The following is a 22,729-nucleotide window of genomic DNA, read 5'->3' as shown; positions in this document are numbered from 1 at the left end:
GTGTAGGGGGGTTCGGCGTGACAGGTTGGGTGAACTTCAAAACCGGTCTTTCGACATAGGCCCATCTGGCGTGATCGAGTGAAGGGACAAAGTATGGTCCATATTTCGCATCCGATGGCGCAACATAAGGCGCGTCAGGCGTGCAAGTTCAGTCCCGTATTCTGGCTTTTCAGCGACGTTCTCCATCTCTCCCTGAGCAGCGTGATCAAACAGCATGGGCGCCACGTCCGCGGCGAATTCAACCAGTGTAAACCGGGCGTCGCGCAGTATTCCAAGGCATGAGTCGCTGTGGCCGGTTCCCAGTTCTCTCTGCCAGATGGTTGGTCTTTCTGGTTGGGAAAAATCCAATTCGCTGAACGTATAGCTGCGCCAATCATCCGGGACCTGCCCGTGCAGGACCGGCATAAGGGATCGCCCGTCCATCGAGTTTGGGATCGTTTGTCCAACCCATTCCAGAATGGTTGGGGTGATATCTATGGACTCGGTTGGTTCTGATACAACCGCGCCTGCCCGAGCCTGATTTCCAGGTAAGCGGATCATCAGAGGCGTGTGGTAGGCCGCATCATAGACAGTCATTTTGCCCCAACTATGTCGGTCCCCCAGCATCTCACCGTGATCGGCGGTGATGACTACCAAAGTGTCGTCGTACTGGCCGCTGTCCTTGAGAAACCGGAGAACACGACCCACGTGATGATCTACCTCGGTGGCCAGCCCCAGGTACACGGCTCTTAGCGTCTGGATGTTCTCGGGTGTCGGGTCGACCTGGTCGAAACCCAAAACAAAATCGGCAGGAGTCTGTTTGGCCATCGTCGGCCCAAAGAAAGGATGCAAAGCACGCTCGCTGTCTGCGTCGGCAAAGCCAACAGGCCGGGGCAAAGCGGTCGGATCATACATGTTGTTATAAGGCGCGGGGGCCACCAGCGGCGGATGTGGTCGGATATAGGTCAAGTGTGCGAACCAACCCTCACCTACGCGCGACGCCATGCTGTTCAGGAATACGTCTGTCAGGAACGCGGTATCACTGTCTTGCGCCGCGTACATGGCTGGGTCATTAAGGCGAGCTTTGCTTGCGTCTGGGGCTACGGGTTTATGGACGTCCCAGTAATCGTCGAATTCATAACCCTTTTGCAAAAGATGGGATCGCCAAGGGTAAGATTCCTCCAACCGCATTTCGACAACTTCTTCGAACCCGGACATCGGGTTTTCATAGGATCGCAAGATCGGGTCATTGGGGTCGTGAACCCTTGGGTCTGCCGTAGTGTCGGTATAGCCGAACAGCAACGGCACGTACCCAGCCTTTCGCACCTCGGTGGCAATGTTTGGTGTGTCATGCCGCAAAGGCGTTCCATTGCGCACTGAACGATGGTTCATCGCGTATTGGCCTGTCAAAATCGACGCTCTGGACGGTCCGCACGGATTCGTCACGGAATAATGGCGGTCAAATGTAACGGCATCCGTCATGAACTCCCGCAGGTTCGGCAAGTCGACATGCGCGGCCAACGCTCCGTTCAGACAATCGGCCCGCAATTGATCTATGATGATGAACAGGACATTTCCCGCGCGCCGCATTCCATTCTCCATGATTCCGTAGACGTGGGTCCGGGCAAACTCTGTCTTGGTTCGCGGTCGCGGGCAACAAGATTGTCGCGCGGAGATCCAAACGCCCCTTGCCCGGCCCTAAGCAAGTTCATGGCCCTGACAAACAAGGCCAAAGGAACCGACGCGAACGCGCTGTTGTTAAGCCACATTCCCCGGATGGCCTGCAAAAATGCATTGCAGCGCAACGCGGTTTCACATCACATACGCCCATGACACAACCAGCGATTCAATCTGACTGGAACGCCGACGGCGTTTACCTCAAGGTATCAGGTGAATTGGTGACGCAGTCACTCAGCAGCGTTGAAAACGCTTTTTCTTCTTTCAAACCTGACGGGACCTCGGTCGTACTGGATTTAACGAATGTGCAGGCCCTGGACACCGGCGGCGCCTGGCTTGTCGCCGACCTTGCGCGCCGTGTTCAGGCAACGGGGGCAGATGTTCAGTTTCAGGGTGTGATACCTGCATATTCCGACCTGATTGACACGGTTTCCAAAAACATCCCCGACGAACCGGGTGCCGCAGCACATCATCGCACCTTTGCCGACTGGGTTGCGACTATCGGCAAACGCACTGTTGGAGGCTGGAACGACAGCCTGTCGATTCTGGGGTTTCTGGGCCTGACCTTACATCGGCTGTTCAGAACTGTCCTGATGCCGCGCCGGCTGCGCCGTGCCGCATTGGTGTCGCAGATGGAGGAGGTCGGATTCAAGGCGATCCCGATTGTGGCCTTGATGGGTTTTCTGATCGGCGTTGTTCTGGCTTTTCAAGGCGCAACGCAACTCAAGCAGTTTGGCGCCGAAATTTTTGTCGTCGAACTGATCTCAATTTCAGTCCTGCGGGAATTGGGCATTCTGCTGACGGCCATTATTGTGGCGGGTCGGTCTGGATCGGCATTCACGGCCTCGATAGGTTCGATGAAAGTGCAGGAAGAGATTGACGCGATGCGAACCTTGGGGTTGGATCCCATCGAAGTACTGGTGATCCCTCGCGTTGTCGCCCTGCTGATCATGCTGCCGATCCTGGGCTTCATAGCTGACATGGCCGCCCTGTTTGGCGGAGGGTTGATGAGCTGGATCGACCTTGATGTCAGCCCGGGCATGTTTGCGACCCGGCTGAAGGAGAACACCGGCATCTGGCACTTTGCCATTGGGATGATCAAAGCGCCATTCTTTGCACTGGTCATCGGAGTCGTCGCCTGTTGGCAGGCAATGCAGGTCAAGGGCTCGGCCCAGAGCGTTGGGCAGCGCACGACCGCTTCGGTCGTTCAATCCATCTTCATGGTCATTGCGCTGGACGCCCTGTTTTCAATCTTTTTCTCTGTCATGGGGGTCTGAAATGGACGGGACACCCCTTGAGAATACCGCAAAGACCGACACAAAACGCGAGGCCGTAATTCGCGTTCGCAATCTGACCAATCAATTCGGCCCGCAAGTTGTACATCAGGATCTAAACCTAGATGTCTGGCGCGGCGAGGTTCTGGGCATCGTCGGAGGCTCTGGCACGGGCAAATCGGTTCTGTTGCGTACAATCGTCGGGCTGAACAAACCGGCAGCCGGCAGCATCGACGTGCTGGGGGTCGACGTTTTGAACGGCCCCGAACAGGAACGACAGCGTATCGAACAACGTTGGGGGGTGGCGTTTCAGGACGGCGCGCTCTTTTCGTCGCTGACTGTCCTTCAAAACGTGATGGCCCCGATGCGAGAACATACAGGGCTGAGCGAAAGCCTGATGACCGCGCTTGGTGGGCTAAAAATCAGTCTGGTAGGGCTGCCGCAATTGAGCTGCGGCAAATTTCCGTCCGAACTGTCGGGGGGGATGCGTAAACGCGCTGCACTTGCGCGGGCGCTCGCGCTGGACCCGGAAATCGTTTTTCTTGATGAACCGACAGCCGGTCTGGATCCGATTGGTGCCGCGGCCTATGACGAGTTGATCGGCGAATTGCAACACGCTCTCGGCTTAACGGTCTTTATGGTCACACATGATCTGGACAGCCTCTATGCCATTTGCGATCGCGTCGCAGTTCTTGCAGAAAAACGCGTGCTTGTTGAAGGCCCGATTGAAGAAATGACCAAAGTCGATCATCCTTGGGTTCAGGAATACTTTACGGGCCCCCGCGCGCGTGCTGCGCAAGAGAAGGGGCAAGACAGGTAGACGTTATGGAAACCCGAGCGAACTATATCCTGATCGGCGCATTTACCCTTGCGGGTATTCTCGGAGCGTTTGGGTTCTTCCTGTGGCTGGCAAAATTCGAAGTGTCGCGCCAATACGCCTACTACGACGTGCTATTCGACAACGTATCGGGCCTGTCGGCGGCCGGCGGGGTCAGTTTCAATGGTCTTCCCGTGGGTCAGGTGATCTCGTTGGATCTGGATGAAGAAGACCCATCCAAAGTGCGGGTCCGCATTGAAATTGACGCAGAAATCCCTGTCACGAACGAAACAATTGCGCAACTTCAGTCGCTGGGAGTCACAGGAGTCAGTTACGTGGAACTAACGGGGGGCTCTCCGACTGCAGAACGTCTTCCGCAAGACAGCCTGATCAAAAGCAAGCGAAGTGCGATTCAATCCTTGTTCGAAGGCGCGCCGCTGCTGCTGGAAAAAGCGATCACACTGCTTGAGGACGTCAACAAGATCGTGGATGAGAAAAACCGCGCGGCCGTATCGGATATTCTGGAAAACGTGGCACAGGCAACGGGCCAGTTGGACAAGACACTTTCAGACTTTGAATCACTTTCCTCGGACCTTGGTGGCGCCGCCAAAGAAATTTCGGCATTCTCGAAACGTCTGGATGAACTCGCCGATACTGCGGAAACCACTCTGACGACGGGAACGGATACGCTCAACAGCGTGAAAACCGCGTCTGAATCGGCAACTGAGACCCTGCAAAGCGCGAAAAACACCATCGAGTCCGCTGACCGGGTCATTCAACAGGACCTCAAACCGTTTCTTGACCGGGCGTCGACCCTGGCTGAAAATCTGACCGGTCTTTCTAACGAAGGCTCTGTGGCGCTGGCGACGGCGACGGAAACATTCCTCAACGCGAACGAGACACTGGGCTCCGTTACGGGTGCGATGGATACCGCTCAGAAAACTCTGACCTCGGCGGAACGCGCTTTTGACTCGGCCAATCGCATAATTGACGAGGATGTCGGTCAGGTGATGGCAGATATCCGAAATGCGGCCAATCAGGTGGCTTCGACCGTTACCAACGTCACCGAGCGTTTGGACGAAATCTCAGACGATATCTTAAGTGCGTCACAATCCGCCTCGGAACTTTTAGGAACTATCGACGGAATCGTGCAGGACAACCGGCGTCAACTGTCCGACTTTTTGCGAGTTGGCTTGCCCCAATTCACGCGCTTCATCGAAGAGTCTCAGCGTTTGGTCGTCAGCTTGGATCGGTTGGTGGACAGGGTCGAACGGGACCCCGCTCGCTTCTTACTGGGGACCCAAGCATCGGAGTTTCGCCAATGATCAGGTCATTTCTTACCGCTCTGGCGATCGTTTCGTTGGCCGGTTGCACCGGGCTGGGCACGCTTCAGCAGGCATCCAAGCCAAACGATCTTTATCTTTTGACACCAAAAAGCACCTTTTCCTCGTCCCTGCCGCGCGTCCAAAGGCAGATCGTTGTCGAAGAGCCTTCGGCGACTGCCGCAGTCAACACGGATCAGATCGCAATTCAGCCCACCCCCTTGCAGGTGCAGTACTTATCTAGGGCCCGATGGGTAGATCGCGCGCCGCTGATCGTTCAAACTTTGTTGGTTGAGAGTTTTGAAAACAGCGGCAAAGTGGCCGCCGTCGGCAGATCAACTGTTGGCCTAAGAGCAGACTATGTTGTTGTTCCCGACCTGCGCGAATTCCAAGGTATAGTCGTAAGCGAGACCGACAATTCCTCGACCGTGCGGGTCGAGGTTCGGATGAACATCAAGATCATCGATGAGTTTGAGGACAAGATCATCGCATCTAGCTCGTTCCAGGAAAACGTCGTTGCCGCCAGTGATCAAACTGAAGACTTGGTCACAGCTTTCGATGTCGCCCTGGGCAAGACCATGCGCGACGCGGTCGAGTGGAGTATCCGTAAGATACACACCCACGCCGCAAACAATCCAAGGTCGTTCTAGACGCGATCGAAAATGGGCGCTGTCCGACAGCGCCCGTCCCAGTTCACCGACCCAATGATTGTGCAAGGCGCATCAGCGTAACGGCTTCGGCTCTGTAGCCAAAAGGGTCTTCGCCGCGCGCAGTATTGGCCAGGCGGATTGCATCATCAAAGGTCCAACCCCCAAGATACGCCCCAGCCCTCAGCAATTGTCCAAAGCCAGCAATTGCGTATGAGAACCGCACATCGTCCGTGATCTCTCCCTGCTCAGAAAGAATGGGCTGTTCGATCAAACGGCTTTGTTGCGCACCGGGTTCCTTGTAGCGCATCTTGAAGAACCCAATTTCTTCTGACCCGTTGGAAACAGCTTGCTCGCCATACCGCAACGGGCCGTTCCGGATCGCGTCAGAGCCCACCGGGGTGACTTCGTAGATTGCGGTCACGCTGTGGCCTGCGCCAATATCACCGGCATCTACCTTGTCATTCGAAAAATCCTCACGCCGCAAAGCGCGGGTTTCATACCCGATCAGGCGGTATTCGGCGATTTGCGCGGGGTTGAATTCAACCTGAATTTTCACGTCATTTGCGATCGGGAATAATGCGCCGGTCAACTGATCAACCAGAACCTTCTGCGCCTCACCCAATGTATCTATGTAAACCGCCTGCCCGTTGCCGTTTTGCGCCAATGCCTGCATCGTTGCATCATCCAGATTTCCTCTGCCAAAACCCAAAACGCTGAGATATGTGCCGCTGTCGCGCTTGCGGGCAATAAAATCCTTCAGTGCTTCGGGATCGGACAAACCGACATTGAAATCGCCATCCGTGGCCAAAAGAACGCGCGTAACCTCGCCCTCTGAACCCATGGTTTCAGCAACTTGGTAAGCCTGCTGTAATCCTGCCTGCCCCGCGGTTGATCCACCTGCCTGAAGCCTGTCCAACGCGTTCAGAATTTTAGATTTCTTTGTTGCTCTGGTCGGCTCAAGAACCTGCCCCGCACTGCCTGCATAAGTGACGATCGAGACCTGGTCTTCGGGCCGCAATTCCGCCAGCAACAGACGGAACGATTGCTTCAGCAAAGGCAGCTTGTTTGGATCCTGCATCGAACCCGATGTGTCGATCAGAAAGACCAAATTCAGAGGGGGACGATCAGCAATTTCGGGCAATGCCCCTTGGATACCGATATGAACCAATTGCGTCGCCTCGTTCCAAGGTGTCGGGCTGACGGTAATGGACGGACGAAATGGGGCGTCCCCTTTGGGCACAGGATAGCTATACGGGAAATAATTCACCATTTCTTCGACCCGAACGGCTTCAGGCGGCGGCAGGTGACCATTCAGAAGCGACGAGCGCACAATCGAATAGGAGGCCGTATCGACGTCGATCGAAAACGTGGAAACAGGATCTTCCAACGTAACCTTAAGTGGATTTGTCTCCCCGTTCGAAAACGCTTCGGTCTTCTGTTCAATCCGGGTACTGAGCGAGCGCTCTGCCGGCACAGCGACGATTGCTGGCGCTTCCATCACCGCACCCCTACCGATCCTGATGGTCGACTGGTCTGCTTGCGACAAAGCAGTTTCCTGTCGTTTGCTTGTCGCGACAGGTTCGGATGCTTCATCTAACAAGACTTCTGGTGATTGCGACGGAGCGACTTCTTCACGATCCAATTCGGCGACAGGTTGCGGTAGGTGGTCTTCAACCCGAAAACTGGGCTGGACGACAGTGTCCCGCGTCTGGGGCAGGATGACGACCAATGCGACAGCGGCGATGGCCGTTGTCGCCGTTAGAACTCCACGGTGAGACAGGGCATTCAACATCAATTTAGCTCCTTCTGACAGGCGGACCAACGGGCCTCGCTTGACAGTGGGACGTTTCGTGGCGCCCGTTCCTTGGGCTGCCACGAAGTTTTCCTGAGCCAAAGCCACATTTGCGGCCCGCCGATTGGCATCGGGCGTTGGGGTGGCCGCATCCATCATGGATATCAGCTTGTCCAAATCATCTGTCATCGGCCAGCTCCTCATCTCGCATGGCGCGGAGACGTCTTCGGATTTCAGACATCCGCCAGGACACAGTGCCTTCAGAGACACCCAGCACATCAGCGGCCTGAGCATGGGTCAGTTCGTCTTCCAGCGTTAACGCCAAAGTGTCTTGTAACTCCGGCGGCAACGCCCGCATTGCGCGCTGCAACCAGTCGACGGCCTCTGCGGTCTCGGCTGCCTCGGCCCGTCGCATCTGTTCGACATCCCCCCAGCCATCTGCAGCGCGGCTACGGCTGGCACGCTTTCGCCTCGCGTCTTCAGCAGCGTTTACGACCACTCGATAGAGCCAAGTCGTAAATCGCGCATCCCCGCGAAATCCCGTGATCTTGGCTGGTAGTGTCAGGCAGATGTCCTGCGTCAAATCCTCGGCTTGGTCGGCGCGTCCGGACAGGCGAAACGCCAGCCGGAATATCCGGTCGTAATGGCGCTCTAACAGGGCGGCAAACGCGTTCGCGTCACCGTTGGCGGCGGCCATTGCCAGATCCTCATCCGAAGTACTCATGCGCATCACGAATGGTAAGACGGATCACAAAGGTCAATCCTTGGCGGTTCTTGAAAAAATCAGAACCGGGATGCCTGTGCCAAGTCCCAATCAGCCTTGAACTCGGCAGGGATCGACTCCGTCAGCAGCGCCCCCTCCTCCAGAAATGTGTAGAGTTCCCCATACGAATGCTCTCGCTCATCTGCGGTTCGGCGTCGAATGTCCGACGGGCGCAATTCTGACACCGTGCTTTTGCCCATGGCGCCCAACAGCTCACGGAAGCTCTCGAGCGTGGCGTCATGATACCTGTGCACGCGTTGGCGTTTCTGAGGAACATTCACCGCACGCCCCCGCACCGGATCCTGCGTTGCCACACCGGACGGGCAGCGATTGGTATTACAGTGCAGGGCCTGAATGCATCCGACTGCAAACATCATTGCACGGGCGGCGTTGCACATGTCTGCTCCGAGAGCGAATTTTTCCACCATATCATACCCGGTGGCCACTTTGCCCGAGCAGATAATCCGCATTTTATCTCGCAATCCGACGCCGCGCAGGCAGTTGTTCACGAAGATCAGCGCTTCGTTCAACGGCATCCCCAACCTGTTGGTAAACTCAACAGGGGCTGCGCCCGTACCCCCCTCGGACCCGTCAATCGTGATAAAATCCGGCAGGATTTCAGTTTCCAGCATCGCCTTGCAAATCGCCATGAATTCTGAAGGGCGACCAATGCATAGCTTGAACCCGATAGGCTTGCCATCCGACATGTCCCGCAGGTGCTGAACAAACTCCAACAGCCCGGTCGGTCCGTCAAAGGCAGAATGAATGGGCGGAGAGATTACGTCCTGATGCAGCGGAACGCCGCGAATATCAGCGATTTCCTGATCTACTTTTGCCGCAGGCAATACGCCGCCGTGCGACGGCTTCGCCCCCTGAGACAGCTTGATCTCAATCGCTTTGACAACGGGATTTCGGGCCTTTTCAGCGAATTTGTCTTTGTCGAAAGCACCCTCATGAGTCCGGCACCCAAAATAGCCAGTACCGATCTGCCAGATGATGTCTCCACCTTCGGCCAAGTGATGCGGCGACAACCCCCCTTCACCCGTGTTATGAGCGAACCCACCGTCCTTGGCACCGCCATTCAGTGCCCGAATTGCATTCGCACTAAGTGCCCCGAAACTCATGGCCGAGACATTCAGGCGGGACGCACTATAAGGTTGTTTGCATTGCGGACCGCCCAATGTAACGCGCTCTTCGCTTTCCGGTACGTCTTTGGGGGCCAGAGAATGATTTGCCCGGTGATAACCGACGGTCATGATGTCATATTGGGTGCCGAAGGCCTGAGTATCGACCTGACCTTTCGCCCGTGAATACACCAGACCCCGGATAATTCGGTTGAAGGGTCGACCGCTTTCATTGGTCTCAACAAAATACTGGCGGATTTCAGGGCTTACAAATTCCAACATGTAACGGAAGTGGCCCAGAACAGGGTAATTGTTCAGGACGTTGTGCTTGGTAGTCAGCATGTCGTAAAGCCCGATCACCGCATAAGGCACCAGTATCACCAGCAACCAATAGGCAGGCGGCCAGAAGTAACCCCAGAGCAGAGTTAACGGCAAGCAAACATAGCTGAGGATGTAATAGAGTCTGCGTACAATCATCTTGCTCTCCGATACCGCCATAGTCTTACCCAATCGTTGAGCAGATCCACGTTTGCTTGCAAGAGTTTACGCCGCACTTCACAAAAAAGGGCTTCATTGTGAAGTCGGGTCTTCTGTTGATCAGGTTGTTTGCTGTCTGTATCTGGAAAGACAGGTAAATTTGGGCGGGATCATTGGCTGTAAAAAAGACGCGAACAGCGTTTCGGACTTGGGCCCTTATGTTTTTGGCCGTATTTGTCGGCGGGGCCGCTGGTTCGCTGTTGCGAGAAAGCCTTTCAACGACGATCCCGGGTGCCCCGGTTTTTACCGCGACCTTCGGGATCAATGTCGCGGCGTGTTTCGTTCTGGGTTGGCTTTATTCGATCCGACATCGCGTTCATGCTCATGTCCTGCATTTTGGCGCCGTCGGGTTCTGCGGCGGGTTGTCCACCTTCTCGTCTTTTGTCCAAGAGCTCGAACGTCTGGCGGAAACCAGCGTCGCGAACGCAGCAACCGCCGCCGGGCTAGAAGTCGTCATCGGTATCACAGCGGCCATCCTTGGCGAATGGATCGGACGGCACACCCTTGACCAGAGGTCAGGTGAATGAGCGACCTGTTCCTTCACGCGATGTTTGGTCTGGGCGGAGGGTTGGGTGCTGTTTTGCGCCATGCAATCGCATTGATAATCCGGCACGATCTTCCAGTTTCGACGCTGATCGTCAATGTGCTGGGAAGCCTAATTTTGGGTTTGTGGATCGGCTATCTTGGGGGTCCCGCCGATATGGGCGAACACGAAAGGCGATTGGTCTTTGGCTTTTGTGGCGGGTTCACGACGTTTTCCAGTTTCGCCTATCAATCACTGGAACTGAGACGAGAGCGCACGATTGCATTGGCCGCAGGCAACATCTTCCTAAGCATCATACTGTGTTGGTCAGCCCTTTGGCTGGGGCTTGTCATCACCCGCTAATGGGCGTGCACAGCGGCCTGCGCCCCCGGCTTGGGAGCCCTGCAGAACAACAGCAATGGTATCGTCGCGAACGCCAACAAACCCAAATTGTTGAATACGGTCAGATAAGAAATCAACTCGGCCTGCCGAGAAACCTCCTGACCGAGAATTGCCGCGCCCTCTGCGCTGTCCGGCGTCAAACCAAGCGGTTCCAGATAGTTTTGCGCAGCAGTACTGTACGGCGTTACGTTTTGGCCCAGCACCGATGTATTGGTCTGCAATCCGCGAACGACCCATGTTCCAACCAAAGAAATTCCAACCGATGATCCAAGCTGTCGTGTGACATTGAACAGACCCGAAGCCTCGTCTTGGCGCGCTTGCGAAATGCTCTCAAACGCCAGAATAGACATGGGGACAAACACAAGACCCATGCCCAACCCGCTTACCGCGCCTGGCCAGGCCAACTGCCAGAACCCCGCGTCCAGATTAAGCGCACCAAGCATGAAATTCCCAATAGCGGTCAAGAGCATACCAAGCCCGGCCAGAACACGTGGATCGAACCGGGATGACAAAACAGCGCCCGTCAAAACCATTGAAGCGCCCGCCGCAATGCCTCGGGGGATGAACAGATGGCCGGACTCGATAACCGGATAGTCCAACAAGTTCTGTACAAAGGTTGGCAATATGGCAATGCCACCAAACAGCGAGATAGCAAATCCTGCGATTACCAGATTGCAAAGGGCAAAGTTTCGGTCTGCAAAAAGGCGAAGGTCGACAACCGGCGTTTTCGAGGACAGGCCGTGAACAAGGAACCCAAGCGCGCCCAGAACCGAAGCAATCAGTGCAATCTGAATGACGCGCGAGGACAGCCAGTCCTTGGTTTCCCCTTGATCCAGAACAAATTGCAAGCAACCGATCCCAATCGCCAACAACGCAAGACCTTTCCAATCGATCCGCACATCTTCGGTTTCGTCGTCAGGCAATTCTCCGGCCAATAGCAACAACGCCATCGCCGCAACCGGCAGATTTACGAAAAACACCATTCGCCACGAGAAATACTCGGTCAATATCGCGCCAATCGTTGGACCAAGTACCGGTGCAACGACAACCCCAAGCCCAAAGACGGCCATGGCCTGTCCTCGTTTCTCGCGCGGGAAGGCATCGAACAAGATGGACTGCGACAAGGGAATTAGGAAAGCCCCGAACATGCCTTGTGCCAACCGGAAGGCCACAATCGTTTCCAAGCTCCAGGACAGCCCACACATGACCGACATGGAGGCAAAACCGATCACAGCCGACAGTATCAATCGCCGCCGTCCTACCCTGCGGGCTACGAACCCAGTCAGGGGCATGACAATAACGGCCGAGACAATATAGCTGGTCAGAATCCACGTTGCCTGATCGGTGGTTGCGCCGAAAGCTGCTTGAATATGAGGCAGCGCGACATTGACGATCGTGCTGTCCAACACCTCGAGAATGGCGCTCAGCACCACGGCGACGACGATCACCCGATTGACGTGGCCTGCGGTCGAAGGTGTCATTCCTCGACCTGATCCGAAGTCGTATCTACCGTGACCTTTGTGCTGCCTCCTGCGCGCAAGGGGGCCTCTGTTGGATCAAGTTTGACCCGCACTGGAAAGCGGCGCGTGACCTTGACCCAGTTACCAGTGGCATTCTCGGAAGGCAGTAATGAAAACGTATCTCCAGATCCGCGGCCAATGGATTCAACTGTCCCGCTAAGTGTCACCCCCGGGAGCATGTCGATTTGAATTGTTACAGGCTGTCCGGACTTGATACGTGACAGAGACGTTTCCTTGAAATTCGCGTCCACCCACCATTCTGAGGATTCAACAATCGAAAACTGAGGCGCGTTTGCGGGCACGGCGGAGCCGGGGCGCAATGTCAGGTTCGCGATCCATCCATCCGCAGTTGCAAAAACTTTGGTCCAGGCAAGATTGGCCTCGTCAATCTCCAACTGAGCCCGAGCGGACAGAACATCGTCCTGTTTGGCCTGCAAACCGCTTTGCAATGCCAACAGACTTGATTGACTGGTTGTCAGCCGGGCAGAGACTTGCGCGAAATCCGATGTCGCCTGATCCAAGGACGCCTGCGCCAGATCGCCGGTCGCAAAAAGGGCCTTGGAACGTTCAAGATTTTTCTTGGATGTTTCCAAGGCCGACTGTGCAGACGCAACCAAAGCTTCGGCTGCAACGATCTGAGTGGCGTAGGATTCCGCCTGTTGTTCGGCGCTGCCAAGATTTGCCCTGGATTGATCCACCGACGCGCTGAACTGGGTGTCGTCAATTGTAAACAGCAAGTCGCCGACCTTGACTGCTTGATTTTCTACGACCGCAACCTCGTCCACCCGCCCCGTGACCTGAGCGGCCACATTCACGATATTGGCCCCCACATAGGCATCCTTGGTTGACGGGTACCGTTCTTGATGGCGCCAGAACAGTAGCAGGCCAACGCCCACTGCAATCAGCATTGCCACCGCCGCGACGGCTTTAAAGGATTTCATTTTGACGGTCTCCGTTTTTGATCGCGGTTTGGTCACATTGGAATGGTATGCATACGGACCGCCAGGTTGCCCATGATCCAGACTGTTCCAACGATGATGATCAGAAGGACCAGCGTTGAAAACAGCACCAGGTCAAGGTCTTCGCGGCTACTGCGCCGACGGTCGATATGAAGAAAATAAACCAGTTGAACGACAAGTTGCGCCAGCCCAAGAAGGCCGATTGCCAGATAGACCCCTTTTGTTTCGATCCCAAAAACATAGGCGATAGAAAAGACGGCTATCGTCAGAAAAAGGGAACCGCCGTAACCAATGACATAACGCCGCCGCTCGCGCCTGTGCATTTCGCTGCGTCTATCCATAGGTCAGACCTCCGAAATAAACGATCGTAATGATCCCGATCCAGATCAGATCAAGGAAATGCCAAAACAGCGCCAGCCGAACTACGCGCGACATCAGCAAATCTGTCAGTCCCATCAGTCGCAATTGGATGCCCAAAACAATCAGCCACAGACACCCGGCGGCGACGTGCAGACCGTGCAGCGGTACAAGACCATAAAACGCGGACAGAAACCCGCTGCGCTGCGGGACGCCGCCTTTTTCCGCCATGGCGACAAAGTCCCGGATTTCCAGCACCAGAAAGCCGAGCCCCAGAGCCAAGGTCACGCCAAACCACAGCACGATGCGTGAACGCGGCAGGTTGTATTTCAGTGCCAACATTGCCAGCCCGACCGTCAGGCTGCTGGTCAACAGGATCAGGGTCTGCGCAAAGATGCTTTTGAGATCGAACAGTTCGTGTGGCCCCGGCCCGCCCGCCTGCGCGTCGATCATGGTGATATATATGGCGAACATCAGCCCGAAATAGACCAGATCGCTCATCAGGAAGACCCAAAAGCCGAAGGTGACAACTTCGCTGGCCTTGTCAGCACCCGGATGCCGACGACCAAGGTTCAGGCCGGGATAACTGTGTGTCGGTGCGCGCTTCATGTGGCGACCTCCAGGTCCGGGCCAGCACGCCCCCGATTTTCCGAAGAGATTTCAAAGTCACGATTGATGGGGGCAGAGGCGTGGACAAGATCCAGCCAGGCCTCATGCTCCTGTTGAACCTGCGCGGCTGGAATAACCTCTTCGATGTCCGTTTTGAACGTCCACGCAACGAAAGACAACAACATCAGAATGGTGACCAACGCCGCCAACCACCAGATCCACCAAACCAAGGCAAACATCCAAACGCCGCTGAGAACGCAGAGTATGAATCCGATCCGCGTATTACGTGGAAGGGTGATGTCCTCATAAGCGCCCGGCGCCGGATAAGCCGTGCCCCTTTCCTTTGCGGCGGCAAAGTCGTCGCGGTCGGTGACATGCGGAATAATGGCAAAGTTGTATGGCGGAGGGGGTGCGGGAATTGACCATTCCAGCGTGCGGGCATCCCACGGGTCGCCAACTGGGACGCGGGTTTTCTCGCGGTCCCGAATGCTGACCCACAATTGAACCACCACAGCAAGCAGGGCGGACAAAATAACCAGAGACCCCAAAACGGCCACGATCATATATGGGTGAAAACTCGGGTCTTCCCAACTGAAAGACCGGCGCGGCATTCCCATCAGGCCGACAAAGTACAGGGGCAGGAATGTCAGCATGAAGCCAACTGTCCACAGGACAACCGTGATACGACCCCAGGTTTCGTTCAGGCGGAACCCGAAGGCTTTGGGGAACCAGTAATTGTACCCTGCCAGCAGGCCAAACAGAACCCCGGGCAGCAGGACGTTGTGGAAATGGGCAACCAGAAACAGGGTGTTGTGAACCTGATAATCCACGGTCGGGTTTGCAAGGATCACGCCTGAAAGCCCCCCGATGACAAAGAGCATAAGGAACGCCAAACCATAGAGCATCGGCACCGAAAACCGAATACGGCCCCGGAACAGGGTCGCCATCCAGTCATACACTTTTACCCCGGTGGGGATAGCGATCAGCATGGTCGCAATACCAAAGACCGCATTGATCAGCGCACTTTGACCCATTGTGAAAAAGTGGTGTAGCCAGACGGTGAAGGACAGCACCGCAATGGACATCGTCGCGATGACCAAGGAATTGTAGCCGTAAAGCCGCTTGGCCGAGAATGTCGCGAATACCTCGGAATAAATTCCGTATGCGGGAAGAACCAGCAAATAAACCTCGGGGTGCCCGAACAGCCAGAACAGGTTGGCATAGTTCATCATGTTGCCGCCAAGGTCATTGGTGAAGAAATGAAAATCCAGATACCGGTCGGCGGCCAGCATCAAGGCCGCGACACCCAGCGGCGGCATCGCAAAAACGATCAGGATCGAGCTGCAGATAATCGTCCAGCAATACATCGGCAAACGCATGAATTTCATGCCCGGCGCACGCAGTTTGTAAATCGTCACCGCGAAATTGATCCCGGTCAGCGTCGTCCCGATCCCGGAAACAACGATTGCCCAAATCCAGTAGTCCGGCCCAACTCCGGGATTGAAAGCGGCACCCGTATAGGGCGGGTAAGCCGTCCAGCCCCCGGTCGAGAATTCACCGACAAGCAAAGAAACCATCAGCATCATCCCGGCCGAGACCGTCAGGCCAAGACTGATCTGGTTCATTACAGGAAATGCGACGTCACGCGCACCAATCATCAGGGGAACCAGAAAGTTCGCCAATCCAAAGACAAAGGGCACCGCCACGAAAAAGATCATGATGGTGCCATGCGTGCTGAACAATTCGGCAAAGTGTTCGGCTTCAAGAAACCCGTCGCCGGGACCCGCTGCTTGTTGCGCGCGCATGACCACGCCTTCAAGGACCCCACGCGCCAGCATCACGATCGCGAAGACAATATACATGATGCCGATTTTCTTGTGGTCTGCGCTTGTCAGCCAATCGCGCCAAAGCGGTCCCCAAAGGCGGAACCATGTCAGGGCGCCGACAACAACCAGAATACCGACGATCACAACACCCGCAGCGGCATTGGCGACGATTTCGTTCGCGTTCGGAGTCTGAATAAGGCCAGCCAGAGGGAACGACTCCCAGCTTAGCCGGCCAAAGAAACCCGTATCCGCAGAACTCATTGCTGCGCCTCCTGCCCGTATTCTGCCGTTCCCGGCTGTTGATCTGCGGGCAACGGTTCTTCGTGGTGGTATCGGTGCAGGATTGTCTGAAACAAATCCGCGCCTTCTGTGGTGAAATACAGCGCATTATCCGGCATATCAGATGTACCCAAAGCGGCCTGCACCTCATCCCGGTCCGTGCGCATGGCCAATGTTCGGTATGTGTCTGCGTTCAGGGGAATCCCGTTGGCCCGAACGGTGTCCACCCAATCGGAGAATGCGTCTGGCTGCATGGCCAGGGTCTGAAACTTCTGCTTGGTGAAGCCCCGGCCATTATATTGCGTATTTTCACCCTGCATGGTCGCCGGGGCGTCAGCCACAACATGCAGTTTGGTTGTCATTCCCGGCATGGCATAGATCTGGCCTGCCAGAGCGGGAATCATGAAAGATTGCATCACGGTGTCCGTGGTCAACGTCATCGCAATCTGCTGTTTGACGGGTATCCCCATCTCGCCGACGCTGGCGATGCCTAGGTCCGGGTAGATAAACAGCCATTTCCAATCCAATCCCACGACCTGCACATTTAAGGCAGGTGTTTCACCAAAGGGCGCGGTGTACGGATCCAAGCGATGGGTGGCTTTCCAAAGATAGAAGGACAATAAGGCCACGATCAGAACCGGAATACCCCACATGACGAATTCAAGAGGGGACGAGAAGTCCCAGTTTGGCCGATACGCGGCGGCACCTTCTTTGCGTCGCCGGTAACGCACGGCAATCAAGGGTACCAGAACCAGAACAGGCAAAACCGCCAGCATGATCAGGACCGTCGCGCGCAGCAGGTGAAGCCTCTGAACCTCGGCGATTGGGCCACGTGGATTCAGGAAACTGTCACTCGCCCAGGCTGCGTGCGAGCAAAGAGCGAAAACTGTGATCGCAATCCCAAGTGTCTGCCACACGTTTGTGAACCTGATAGTGGCCACTCCTGTCTGTCCTTTCCTGCCTTTGTTTACAGGCAACTATCGGCAGACTTCCGAGTTTTCTCAAGGTTTTTCGTAACCGGGGATTGTCCTGCACCCGGTATGATCAACCGCGGAATTACGCGCAGACAATTGCCGTCAGACGTCAGTGTTGACTTGCCGCAATCCTCGGGCGACACCTTATGCACATGCGTTGGCTTATCGTGATATTTGGCCTCTGGTGTCTTCCCACAAACGCAACCGCACTGGACCGCGGAGCGGTCGAGCAGCAATTCCAGACGTGGTTATGGGAAACCGTTTGGCCGCAAGCCAAAGCCAAAGGTGTTTCCCGACGCACAATGGAGCGCGCCTTTAACGGCGTCACTCTTAATTGGAAACTGCCGGATCTGGTCCCTCCGGGTGGGACACAAAAAGTACCTAAACAGCAGAAACAGGCCGAATTCGGCTCACCTGCACGGTATTTCAAGGCCAACACGGTGCAGGGCGCAACATCCGTTGGCCGAAAGATGGCACAGCGCCACTCGACAACCCTCGCCCAGATTGAGGTCAGAACCGGCGTTCCATCACACATCATTCTGGCCATCTGGGGGCGGGAAAGCGGATATGGTCAGGTCCCGATCCGGCACAATGTCTTTGAAGTGCTAGGAACAAAGGGGTTCATGAGTACCAGGTCAGAATACTTCGCGGGCGAGCTCATCTCGGCATTGCAAATCGCCGAAGTAGGGCATGCGCCGCCGGGTGAAATGAAAAGCAGTTGGGCCGGTGCGCTGGGGCAACCACAGTTCATGCCGTCAAGCTTTTTGACCTTTGCGGCGGACGGCAATGGCGACGGACGATCCGATATTTGGACATCGCCCGAGGATACGATGGCATCTATTGCGAACTATCTGGCGCAACATGGCTGGGTGTCCGGTCGCGACTGGGGATTCGAGGTTTCTGTGCCAAAGTCCATATCCTGCGCCCTTGAAGGGCCGGATCAGGGACGCCCAATACAGGACTGGGCAGAGATGGGGGTTTCCAGAGTTTCGGGCAAACCTTTCCCGCAACATGAGCTTTCTGACGAAGGATTCCTGATGATGCCCGCAGGACGAAGTGGCCCGGCCTTTCTGGTGACGCCGAATTTCTATGTTCTGAAGGAATACAACAAAAGCGATCTTTATGCCCTTTTCGTCGGCCATGTCGGGGACCGGATTGAATACGGTGTCGGCAACTTCCAAGGTCAGTGGGGCAAAGTGGGTGATCTCTATCGTTCGGACATCGCAGCTATGCAGCGCGCCCTTGAACATAAGGGGCATGACGTTGGCGGTGCGGACGGCCTTGCGGGATTCAAAACCCGTCGTTCGATCGGGAGCTGGCAGGAAGCGACCGGTCAGGTGCCCACCTGTTTCCCTGCTGCACATATGAAAACAACCCTAAGCCGTTAGCGATTCGCGATTTGAGAGGCTGTTTGCTAAAAGGCTTACGCTGCGTCAAGCGTCACCCTGCGCTGCCACCGTTCACGAAAATGTTAAGAACGCATCTGGTTTCATCATAATATTTCCGGCGCCACGCCGTTTCCTTCACAATTCGCATACAACTGCCTAATTTGCGGGCAGAGGCTTTAACCTTTTTTTAAATAATGCCAACGTCGGCTTCAGTGAAAGGCGACTTTTGCAACCACGTTCCCGACTGAAAACCGAAAGACTGCGGCGCAGCCCATTTTGCGAACCAATTCAGCAATTTTCGGACCTGTACACGCGCTTTCGCAGTCGGACAAACAAGGCGGCTCTCTGCCATCTTGTTGGGATGGCCAACAATGCCGCCAAAAAACGGGAGTAAAAATATGAACAAACATATTCGGACAACGCTGGCGGGGCTGCTGACCTCGACCATGATCACCGGCGCGGCACTGGCCGCCGGAACGCACCCTGAAACCGGCGAAGCATTGGCGGATGATCAGACATTCACCTATCGTATTCTGGACGAACACAGCTCGGTCGACCCGCAGGTCGTCGAGGACGTATCGGGTGCCGAGATTGTGCGCGACCTGTTTGAAGGGCTGATGAACCAGGACGAAGACGGTAATCTGGTTCCTGGCGTCGCCACCGAATTCACCACCAACGATACCAAAGACGTCTATACGTTTACCCTTCGCGATGACGCCAAGTGGTCCAACGGCGACCCGGTAACCGCTGGCGACTTTGTCTTCGCATGGAAACGCGCGGTCGATCCAGCGCTGTCGTCGCCCTACGCCTGGTTCATGGAACTGATGTCGATTGAAAACGCGGCTGAAATCATTGCAGGCGATAAACCTGTGGATGAGCTGGGCGTCACCGCCATTGACGACCACACGCTTGAGGTCAAACTGAGCGCCCCTCTGCCTTATTTCGCGCAGATGACCACGCATTCCACGACCTTCCCTGCCCCGCAGAAAGTCATCGAAGAGTTTGGCGACGCGTGGACCAAGCCTGAAAACATCGTCTCGAACGGGGCTTATGTTCTGACCGAACACCTGCCGCAGGAACGCTCGGTTCGTGAGCGTAACGAGATGTACTGGGACAACGACAACACCATCGTCGACAAGGTTGTCGCATTGGTCATCAACGACGAAAACGTCGCCCTGACCCGTTATCTGGCTGGTGAACTGGACCGCACCGAGGTTCCCGCAGGTCAGTTCCCACGCCTGCAGAAAGAGCACCCGGAAGAGGCCATCAGCTTCCCGCGCCTGTGCAACTATTACTACACGTTCAACCTTTCCGACGGCGGCCCCGAAGCGTTCAAAGACCCGAATGTCCGCCAAGCGCTGTCGCTGGCAGTAGATCGCAAGATCATCACGGAAAACATCATGGCAGGTGGCCAGCCTCAGGCTTACACCTTTGCTCCTGAGGCGACCGCCGGGTTCACGGTTCCCGAAGTAGAAATGGCCTCGATGTCTCAGCAGGAACGCGACGAATTGGCCAAGGAATTGCTGGCTGCCGCAGGTTACGGTCCTGACAATCCACTGAGCTTTGAGATGGTCTACAACACCTCGGAAGCTCATAAGAAGGTCGCGGTGGCGCTGAGCCAGATGTGGAAGCAGAAGCTGGGTGTAAACGCCGAACTCGCCAACATGGAATGGAAGATCTTCCTGGAAGAGCGCGGCAACCAGAACTTCGATCTGGCCCGTGGCGCTTGGTGCGGCGACTATAACGAAGCCTCAACCTTCCTGGACCTGCTGCAATCGGACTCAGGCTACAACGACGGCAAGTATAACAATGCCAAAGTTGACGAGCTTTTGGCCCAAGCCAAAACATCGGACGATGCCGCGCCTCTGTATACCGAGGTCGAGCGGATCATCGCACAAGAGACCCCTGTAATCCCGATCTATCACTATGCTGGCGTCTACATGATGGACAGCGACGTTGGGAACTGGCCGGTCAATAACGTAGAGCAGAACTGGTACTCCAAGAACCTCTACAAAATCGCTGAATAATCATCTGTTGATCACGCTTTGCCCCGGAGAGTTCTTTGGGGCAAAGCCAATAATTGGGGGCATGAAATGCTTGCCTATATCGTCCGGCGGTTGCTAATCGCCGTCCCAACGATCCTTTTGCTGATCGTTGCAAGTTTCTTTTTGATGCACTTCGCACCCGGCGGACCCTTCACGTCAGAGCGGCCCTTGCCGCCGGCGGTTCTGGCTAATATCGAGGCGCGGTACGGACTGGACCAGCCGTTGTGGAAACAGCTTTGGGACTATCTGTACAACATCGTCGTACATTTCGATTTCGGCCCGTCCTTCAAGTTCAAGGACCGCGACGTGAATGACATCATCGCTCAGGGCTTTCCGATTTCGTTGACCTATGGCTCGCTGTCTTTCCTTGTCGCGACGGCCGTGGGTGTCAGCCTTGGGATCGCTGCTGCGATCAAACACAACAGTTGGATCGACTATTTCGCAGTTGGTCTGGGGATAGCGGCACAGGCGCTGCCGAACTTCATCATGGGGCCGATCCTGATACTGACATTCACCCTTTGGCTGGGTTGGTTGCCCGGGGGCGGATGGAACGGCGGGCAATGGCCTTACCTGATCATGCCGGTGATCGCTCTGGCGACCTCTTACATGGGGTCGATCGCCCGGATCACCCGGTCTTCGATGCTGGAAGTTCTGAACTCGAACTTTATCCGCACCGCGCGCGCCAAGGGCTTGCCGACAAGAACCGTCATTTGGCGGCACGCTCTGAAACCCACGCTTCTACCGGTCGTATCCTATCTTGGGCCAGTTTTTGTTTACGTTCTGACCGGTTCGGTCTTTGTCGACATCTACTTTTCAACCGGTGGGTTGGGACAAGCCTATGTGGGGTCCGCCCTATCACGAGACTATGCCGTGCTTCTGGGCGTCACGATCCTGTATGGCGTTCTGACCGTGCTGGTGAACCTGCTGACCGACCTGGCCTATGCCTGGTTCGATCCGAAAATTCGTTACTGAGGGGCCGGCAATGCTTGGAAAATCACAAAAAGCCGCGCATCTGGCCGAGGATATCACCGACTATACGGTCATTCAGGGCCGCTCGCTCTGGCAGGACGCGCGTATGCGGTTTGTCCGGAACAAGGCTGCAATGGCCAGTCTGTTCATTCTGGGTCTGATCGTTCTGTTCACTCTTATCGGGCCTTATTTTGCTGTGTGGAACAACGAAGAAATCGACTGGAATGTCATGGGTGACGTCCGGGGCATGGGGATGCCTTCGGTCGAGACCGGGCATTTCTTTGGCGTCGATGATCTGGGGCGCGACCTGTACAGCCGTGTCATTCAGGCGACCACCACATCGCTTTTGGTGGGGCTGATCGGGGCCGCGACCGCGCTGATCGTAGGAACCTGCTATGGGATTGCGGCTGGGTATATCGGTGGCCGCACCGACGGCATCATGATGCGCTTCGTTGACATCTTGCTGGCGATCCCGGCCACGCTTGTCATCATCCTGCTTCTGGTTGTGGCGGGCCGGTCGTTCTTTATGCTGTTCATCGCCCTAGGCGCGGTGGGGTGGTTGACAATGGCGCGGATCGTTCGCGGGCAGACACTAACCCTGAAAAACCGCGAATTCATTGAGGCCGCACGCGCCGCTGGCGTTAGTGAGTTCACCATCATGTATCGCCACATCCTGCCGAACCTGTTGGGTGTTGTGATTGTCTACGCCTCGTTGCTGGTGCCCGAGATGATCCTGACCGAAAGCTTTATCTCGTTCCTGGGTTTGGGAATTTCGGAACCCTATACCTCACTCGGCCGTCTGATCGCCGAGGGTGCTGGTACTATGGGCTATGGAACCCTCTGGCAATTGATGTTCCCCCTGACATTCTACGTCGCCATCATCATCACGATGTTCTTCATCGGCGATGGCCTGCGTGACGCCTTGGACCCGAAGGATCGCTGA

20 protein-coding genes are annotated in these 22,729 nt (G+C 55.7%); 10 read left to right on the top strand and 10 right to left on the bottom strand.

Going from position 1 to position 22,729, the window contains the following annotated elements; translation table 11 throughout:
• Positions 1–36 precede the first annotated feature (36 nt).
• Positions 37–1,569 (bottom strand): sulfatase-like hydrolase/transferase, encoded by a 1,533-nt coding sequence (locus GOV88_RS01075; RefSeq protein ID WP_171125157.1) that lies wholly within the window; start codon positions 1,567–1,569, stop codon positions 37–39.
• Between the two features lie 239 nt (positions 1,570–1,808).
• On the opposite strand from GOV88_RS01075, the gene GOV88_RS01070 reads away from it, so the two are divergent.
• Genes GOV88_RS01070 through GOV88_RS01055 form a run of 4 tightly spaced genes read left to right on the top strand, consistent with a single transcriptional unit; the run spans position 1,809 to position 5,719 of the window.
• Positions 1,809–2,933 carry an ABC transporter permease gene (locus tag GOV88_RS01070; protein ID WP_171239275.1) on the top strand — a complete coding sequence of 375 codons (1,125 nt, stop codon included), beginning with the start codon at positions 1,809–1,811 and terminating at the stop codon, positions 2,931–2,933.
• A gap of 1 nt (position 2,934) precedes the next feature.
• Entirely contained in the window at positions 2,935–3,750 is an 816-nt protein-coding gene (locus GOV88_RS01065; protein WP_171123405.1) for an ABC transporter ATP-binding protein, read from the top strand.
• Between the two features lie 5 nt (positions 3,751–3,755).
• Entirely contained in the window at positions 3,756–5,072 is a 1,317-nt protein-coding gene (locus tag GOV88_RS01060; RefSeq protein ID WP_171125162.1) for an MlaD family protein, read from the top strand.
• Complete coding sequence (locus GOV88_RS01055) at positions 5,069–5,719, top strand: ABC-type transport auxiliary lipoprotein family protein (protein ID WP_171123408.1); 651 nt, start codon at positions 5,069–5,071, stop codon at positions 5,717–5,719. The genes GOV88_RS01060 and GOV88_RS01055 overlap by 4 nt, the downstream gene beginning before the upstream one ends.
• A 43-nt stretch (positions 5,720–5,762) precedes the next feature.
• Here the strand turns inward: GOV88_RS01055 and GOV88_RS01050 are convergent, their stop codons facing one another.
• From GOV88_RS01050 to GOV88_RS01040, 3 genes are read right to left on the bottom strand one after another with little or no spacing between them, the layout of a single operon-like run.
• A complete protein-coding gene (locus GOV88_RS01050) occupies positions 5,763–7,700 on the bottom strand; it encodes a VWA domain-containing protein (RefSeq protein ID WP_171239274.1) in 1,938 nt (645 codons plus the stop codon).
• On the bottom strand, positions 7,690–8,235 hold the full coding sequence (locus GOV88_RS01045; RefSeq protein ID WP_171239273.1) for an RNA polymerase sigma factor: 546 nt from the start codon (positions 8,233–8,235) through the stop codon (positions 7,690–7,692). The genes GOV88_RS01050 and GOV88_RS01045 overlap by 11 nt, the downstream gene beginning before the upstream one ends.
• A gap of 59 nt (positions 8,236–8,294) precedes the next feature.
• Positions 8,295–9,875 carry an FMN-binding glutamate synthase family protein gene (locus GOV88_RS01040; protein WP_171239272.1) on the bottom strand — a complete coding sequence of 527 codons (1,581 nt, stop codon included), beginning with the start codon at positions 9,873–9,875 and terminating at the stop codon, positions 8,295–8,297.
• A 218-nt stretch (positions 9,876–10,093) separates the two neighbouring features.
• Here GOV88_RS01040 and GOV88_RS01035 point away from each other — a divergent pair, with 218 nt between their 5' ends.
• Both GOV88_RS01035 and GOV88_RS01030 read left to right on the top strand, forming a co-directional pair.
• Positions 10,094–10,462: a CrcB family protein gene (locus tag GOV88_RS01035; protein ID WP_171125170.1), complete on the top strand. Its 369-nt coding sequence runs from the start codon at positions 10,094–10,096 to the stop codon at positions 10,460–10,462.
• The gene (locus GOV88_RS01030) at positions 10,459–10,821 is read left to right on the top strand and encodes a CrcB family protein (protein WP_171125172.1); all 363 of its coding nucleotides are present in this window, start codon (positions 10,459–10,461) and stop codon (positions 10,819–10,821) included. The genes GOV88_RS01035 and GOV88_RS01030 overlap by 4 nt, the downstream gene beginning before the upstream one ends.
• On the opposite strand, the gene GOV88_RS01025 is transcribed toward GOV88_RS01030, so the two are convergent.
• The 6 genes from GOV88_RS01025 to GOV88_RS01000 are packed head-to-tail and all read right to left on the bottom strand — an operon-like array spanning position 10,818 to position 17,351.
• Complete coding sequence (locus GOV88_RS01025; RefSeq protein WP_171239271.1) at positions 10,818–12,341, bottom strand: DHA2 family efflux MFS transporter permease subunit; 1,524 nt, start codon at positions 12,339–12,341, stop codon at positions 10,818–10,820. The two genes, GOV88_RS01030 and GOV88_RS01025, sit on opposite strands and share 4 nt — an antisense overlap.
• The gene (locus GOV88_RS01020) at positions 12,338–13,321 is read right to left on the bottom strand and encodes an HlyD family secretion protein (protein WP_171125175.1); all 984 of its coding nucleotides are present in this window, start codon (positions 13,319–13,321) and stop codon (positions 12,338–12,340) included. Before GOV88_RS01020 ends, GOV88_RS01025 begins: the two co-directional genes overlap by 4 nt.
• Before the next feature lie 32 nt (positions 13,322–13,353).
• Positions 13,354–13,680 carry a cytochrome o ubiquinol/quinol oxidase subunit IV gene (locus GOV88_RS01015; RefSeq protein ID WP_171125178.1) on the bottom strand — a complete coding sequence of 109 codons (327 nt, stop codon included), beginning with the start codon at positions 13,678–13,680 and terminating at the stop codon, positions 13,354–13,356.
• Positions 13,673–14,305 carry a cytochrome c oxidase subunit 3 gene (locus tag GOV88_RS01010; protein ID WP_171239270.1) on the bottom strand — a complete coding sequence of 211 codons (633 nt, stop codon included), beginning with the start codon at positions 14,303–14,305 and terminating at the stop codon, positions 13,673–13,675. Before GOV88_RS01010 ends, GOV88_RS01015 begins: the two co-directional genes overlap by 8 nt.
• A complete protein-coding gene (locus GOV88_RS01005) occupies positions 14,302–16,392 on the bottom strand; it encodes a cbb3-type cytochrome c oxidase subunit I (protein WP_171239269.1) in 2,091 nt (696 codons plus the stop codon). Before GOV88_RS01005 ends, GOV88_RS01010 begins: the two co-directional genes overlap by 4 nt.
• A complete protein-coding gene (locus tag GOV88_RS01000) occupies positions 16,389–17,351 on the bottom strand; it encodes a cytochrome ubiquinol oxidase subunit II (RefSeq protein ID WP_254428835.1) in 963 nt (320 codons plus the stop codon). Before GOV88_RS01000 ends, GOV88_RS01005 begins: the two co-directional genes overlap by 4 nt.
• 185 nt (positions 17,352–17,536) lie before the next feature.
• On the opposite strand from GOV88_RS01000, the gene GOV88_RS00995 reads away from it, so the two are divergent.
• From GOV88_RS00995 to GOV88_RS00980, 4 genes are all read left to right on the top strand, one after another.
• A complete protein-coding gene (locus GOV88_RS00995; RefSeq protein ID WP_254449153.1) occupies positions 17,537–18,772 on the top strand; it encodes a lytic transglycosylase domain-containing protein in 1,236 nt (411 codons plus the stop codon).
• A 398-nt stretch (positions 18,773–19,170) separates the two neighbouring features.
• Positions 19,171–20,799 carry a peptide ABC transporter substrate-binding protein gene (locus tag GOV88_RS00990; RefSeq protein WP_171123430.1) on the top strand — a complete coding sequence of 543 codons (1,629 nt, stop codon included), beginning with the start codon at positions 19,171–19,173 and terminating at the stop codon, positions 20,797–20,799.
• Between the two features lie 66 nt (positions 20,800–20,865).
• The gene (gene oppB / locus GOV88_RS00985; protein ID WP_171212408.1) at positions 20,866–21,789 is read left to right on the top strand and encodes an oligopeptide ABC transporter permease OppB; all 924 of its coding nucleotides are present in this window, start codon (positions 20,866–20,868) and stop codon (positions 21,787–21,789) included.
• Positions 21,790–21,799: 10 nt separating this feature from the next.
• Positions 21,800–22,729 carry an ABC transporter permease subunit gene (locus GOV88_RS00980; RefSeq protein WP_170389022.1) on the top strand — a complete coding sequence of 310 codons (930 nt, stop codon included), beginning with the start codon at positions 21,800–21,802 and terminating at the stop codon, positions 22,727–22,729.

The sequence above is a fragment of the Ruegeria sp. HKCCA5491 genome (assembly GCF_013034565.1).
GTDB lineage: Bacteria > Pseudomonadota > Alphaproteobacteria > Rhodobacterales > Rhodobacteraceae > Ruegeria.
The sequence above is the reverse complement of the archived record's forward strand: the minus strand, read 5'-3'. Positions and strand labels throughout refer to the sequence as shown.

Coding starts and splice junctions, on each gene's coding strand:
- GOV88_RS01075 (WP_171125157.1), bottom strand. CDS start 1,569: ATGCGGCGCGCGGGAAATGTCCTGTTCATCATCATAGATCAATTGCGG.
- GOV88_RS01070 (WP_171239275.1), top strand. CDS start 1,809: ATGACACAACCAGCGATTCAATCTGACTGGAACGCCGACGGCGTTTAC.
- GOV88_RS01065 (WP_171123405.1), top strand. CDS start 2,935: ATGGACGGGACACCCCTTGAGAATACCGCAAAGACCGACACAAAACGC.
- GOV88_RS01060 (WP_171125162.1), top strand. CDS start 3,756: ATGGAAACCCGAGCGAACTATATCCTGATCGGCGCATTTACCCTTGCG.
- GOV88_RS01055 (WP_171123408.1), top strand. CDS start 5,069: ATGATCAGGTCATTTCTTACCGCTCTGGCGATCGTTTCGTTGGCCGGT.
- GOV88_RS01050 (WP_171239274.1), bottom strand. CDS start 7,700: ATGACAGATGATTTGGACAAGCTGATATCCATGATGGATGCGGCCACC.
- GOV88_RS01045 (WP_171239273.1), bottom strand. CDS start 8,235: ATGAGTACTTCGGATGAGGATCTGGCAATGGCCGCCGCCAACGGTGAC.
- GOV88_RS01040 (WP_171239272.1), bottom strand. CDS start 9,875: ATGATTGTACGCAGACTCTATTACATCCTCAGCTATGTTTGCTTGCCG.
- GOV88_RS01035 (WP_171125170.1), top strand. CDS start 10,094: ATGTTTTTGGCCGTATTTGTCGGCGGGGCCGCTGGTTCGCTGTTGCGA.
- GOV88_RS01030 (WP_171125172.1), top strand. CDS start 10,459: ATGAGCGACCTGTTCCTTCACGCGATGTTTGGTCTGGGCGGAGGGTTG.
- GOV88_RS01025 (WP_171239271.1), bottom strand. CDS start 12,341: ATGACACCTTCGACCGCAGGCCACGTCAATCGGGTGATCGTCGTCGCC.
- GOV88_RS01020 (WP_171125175.1), bottom strand. CDS start 13,321: ATGAAATCCTTTAAAGCCGTCGCGGCGGTGGCAATGCTGATTGCAGTG.
- GOV88_RS01015 (WP_171125178.1), bottom strand. CDS start 13,680: ATGGATAGACGCAGCGAAATGCACAGGCGCGAGCGGCGGCGTTATGTC.
- GOV88_RS01010 (WP_171239270.1), bottom strand. CDS start 14,305: ATGAAGCGCGCACCGACACACAGTTATCCCGGCCTGAACCTTGGTCGT.
- GOV88_RS01005 (WP_171239269.1), bottom strand. CDS start 16,392: ATGAGTTCTGCGGATACGGGTTTCTTTGGCCGGCTAAGCTGGGAGTCG.
- GOV88_RS00995 (WP_254449153.1), top strand. CDS start 17,537: ATGCGTTGGCTTATCGTGATATTTGGCCTCTGGTGTCTTCCCACAAAC.
- GOV88_RS00990 (WP_171123430.1), top strand. CDS start 19,171: ATGAACAAACATATTCGGACAACGCTGGCGGGGCTGCTGACCTCGACC.
- oppB (WP_171212408.1), top strand. CDS start 20,866: ATGCTTGCCTATATCGTCCGGCGGTTGCTAATCGCCGTCCCAACGATC.
- GOV88_RS00980 (WP_170389022.1), top strand. CDS start 21,800: ATGCTTGGAAAATCACAAAAAGCCGCGCATCTGGCCGAGGATATCACC.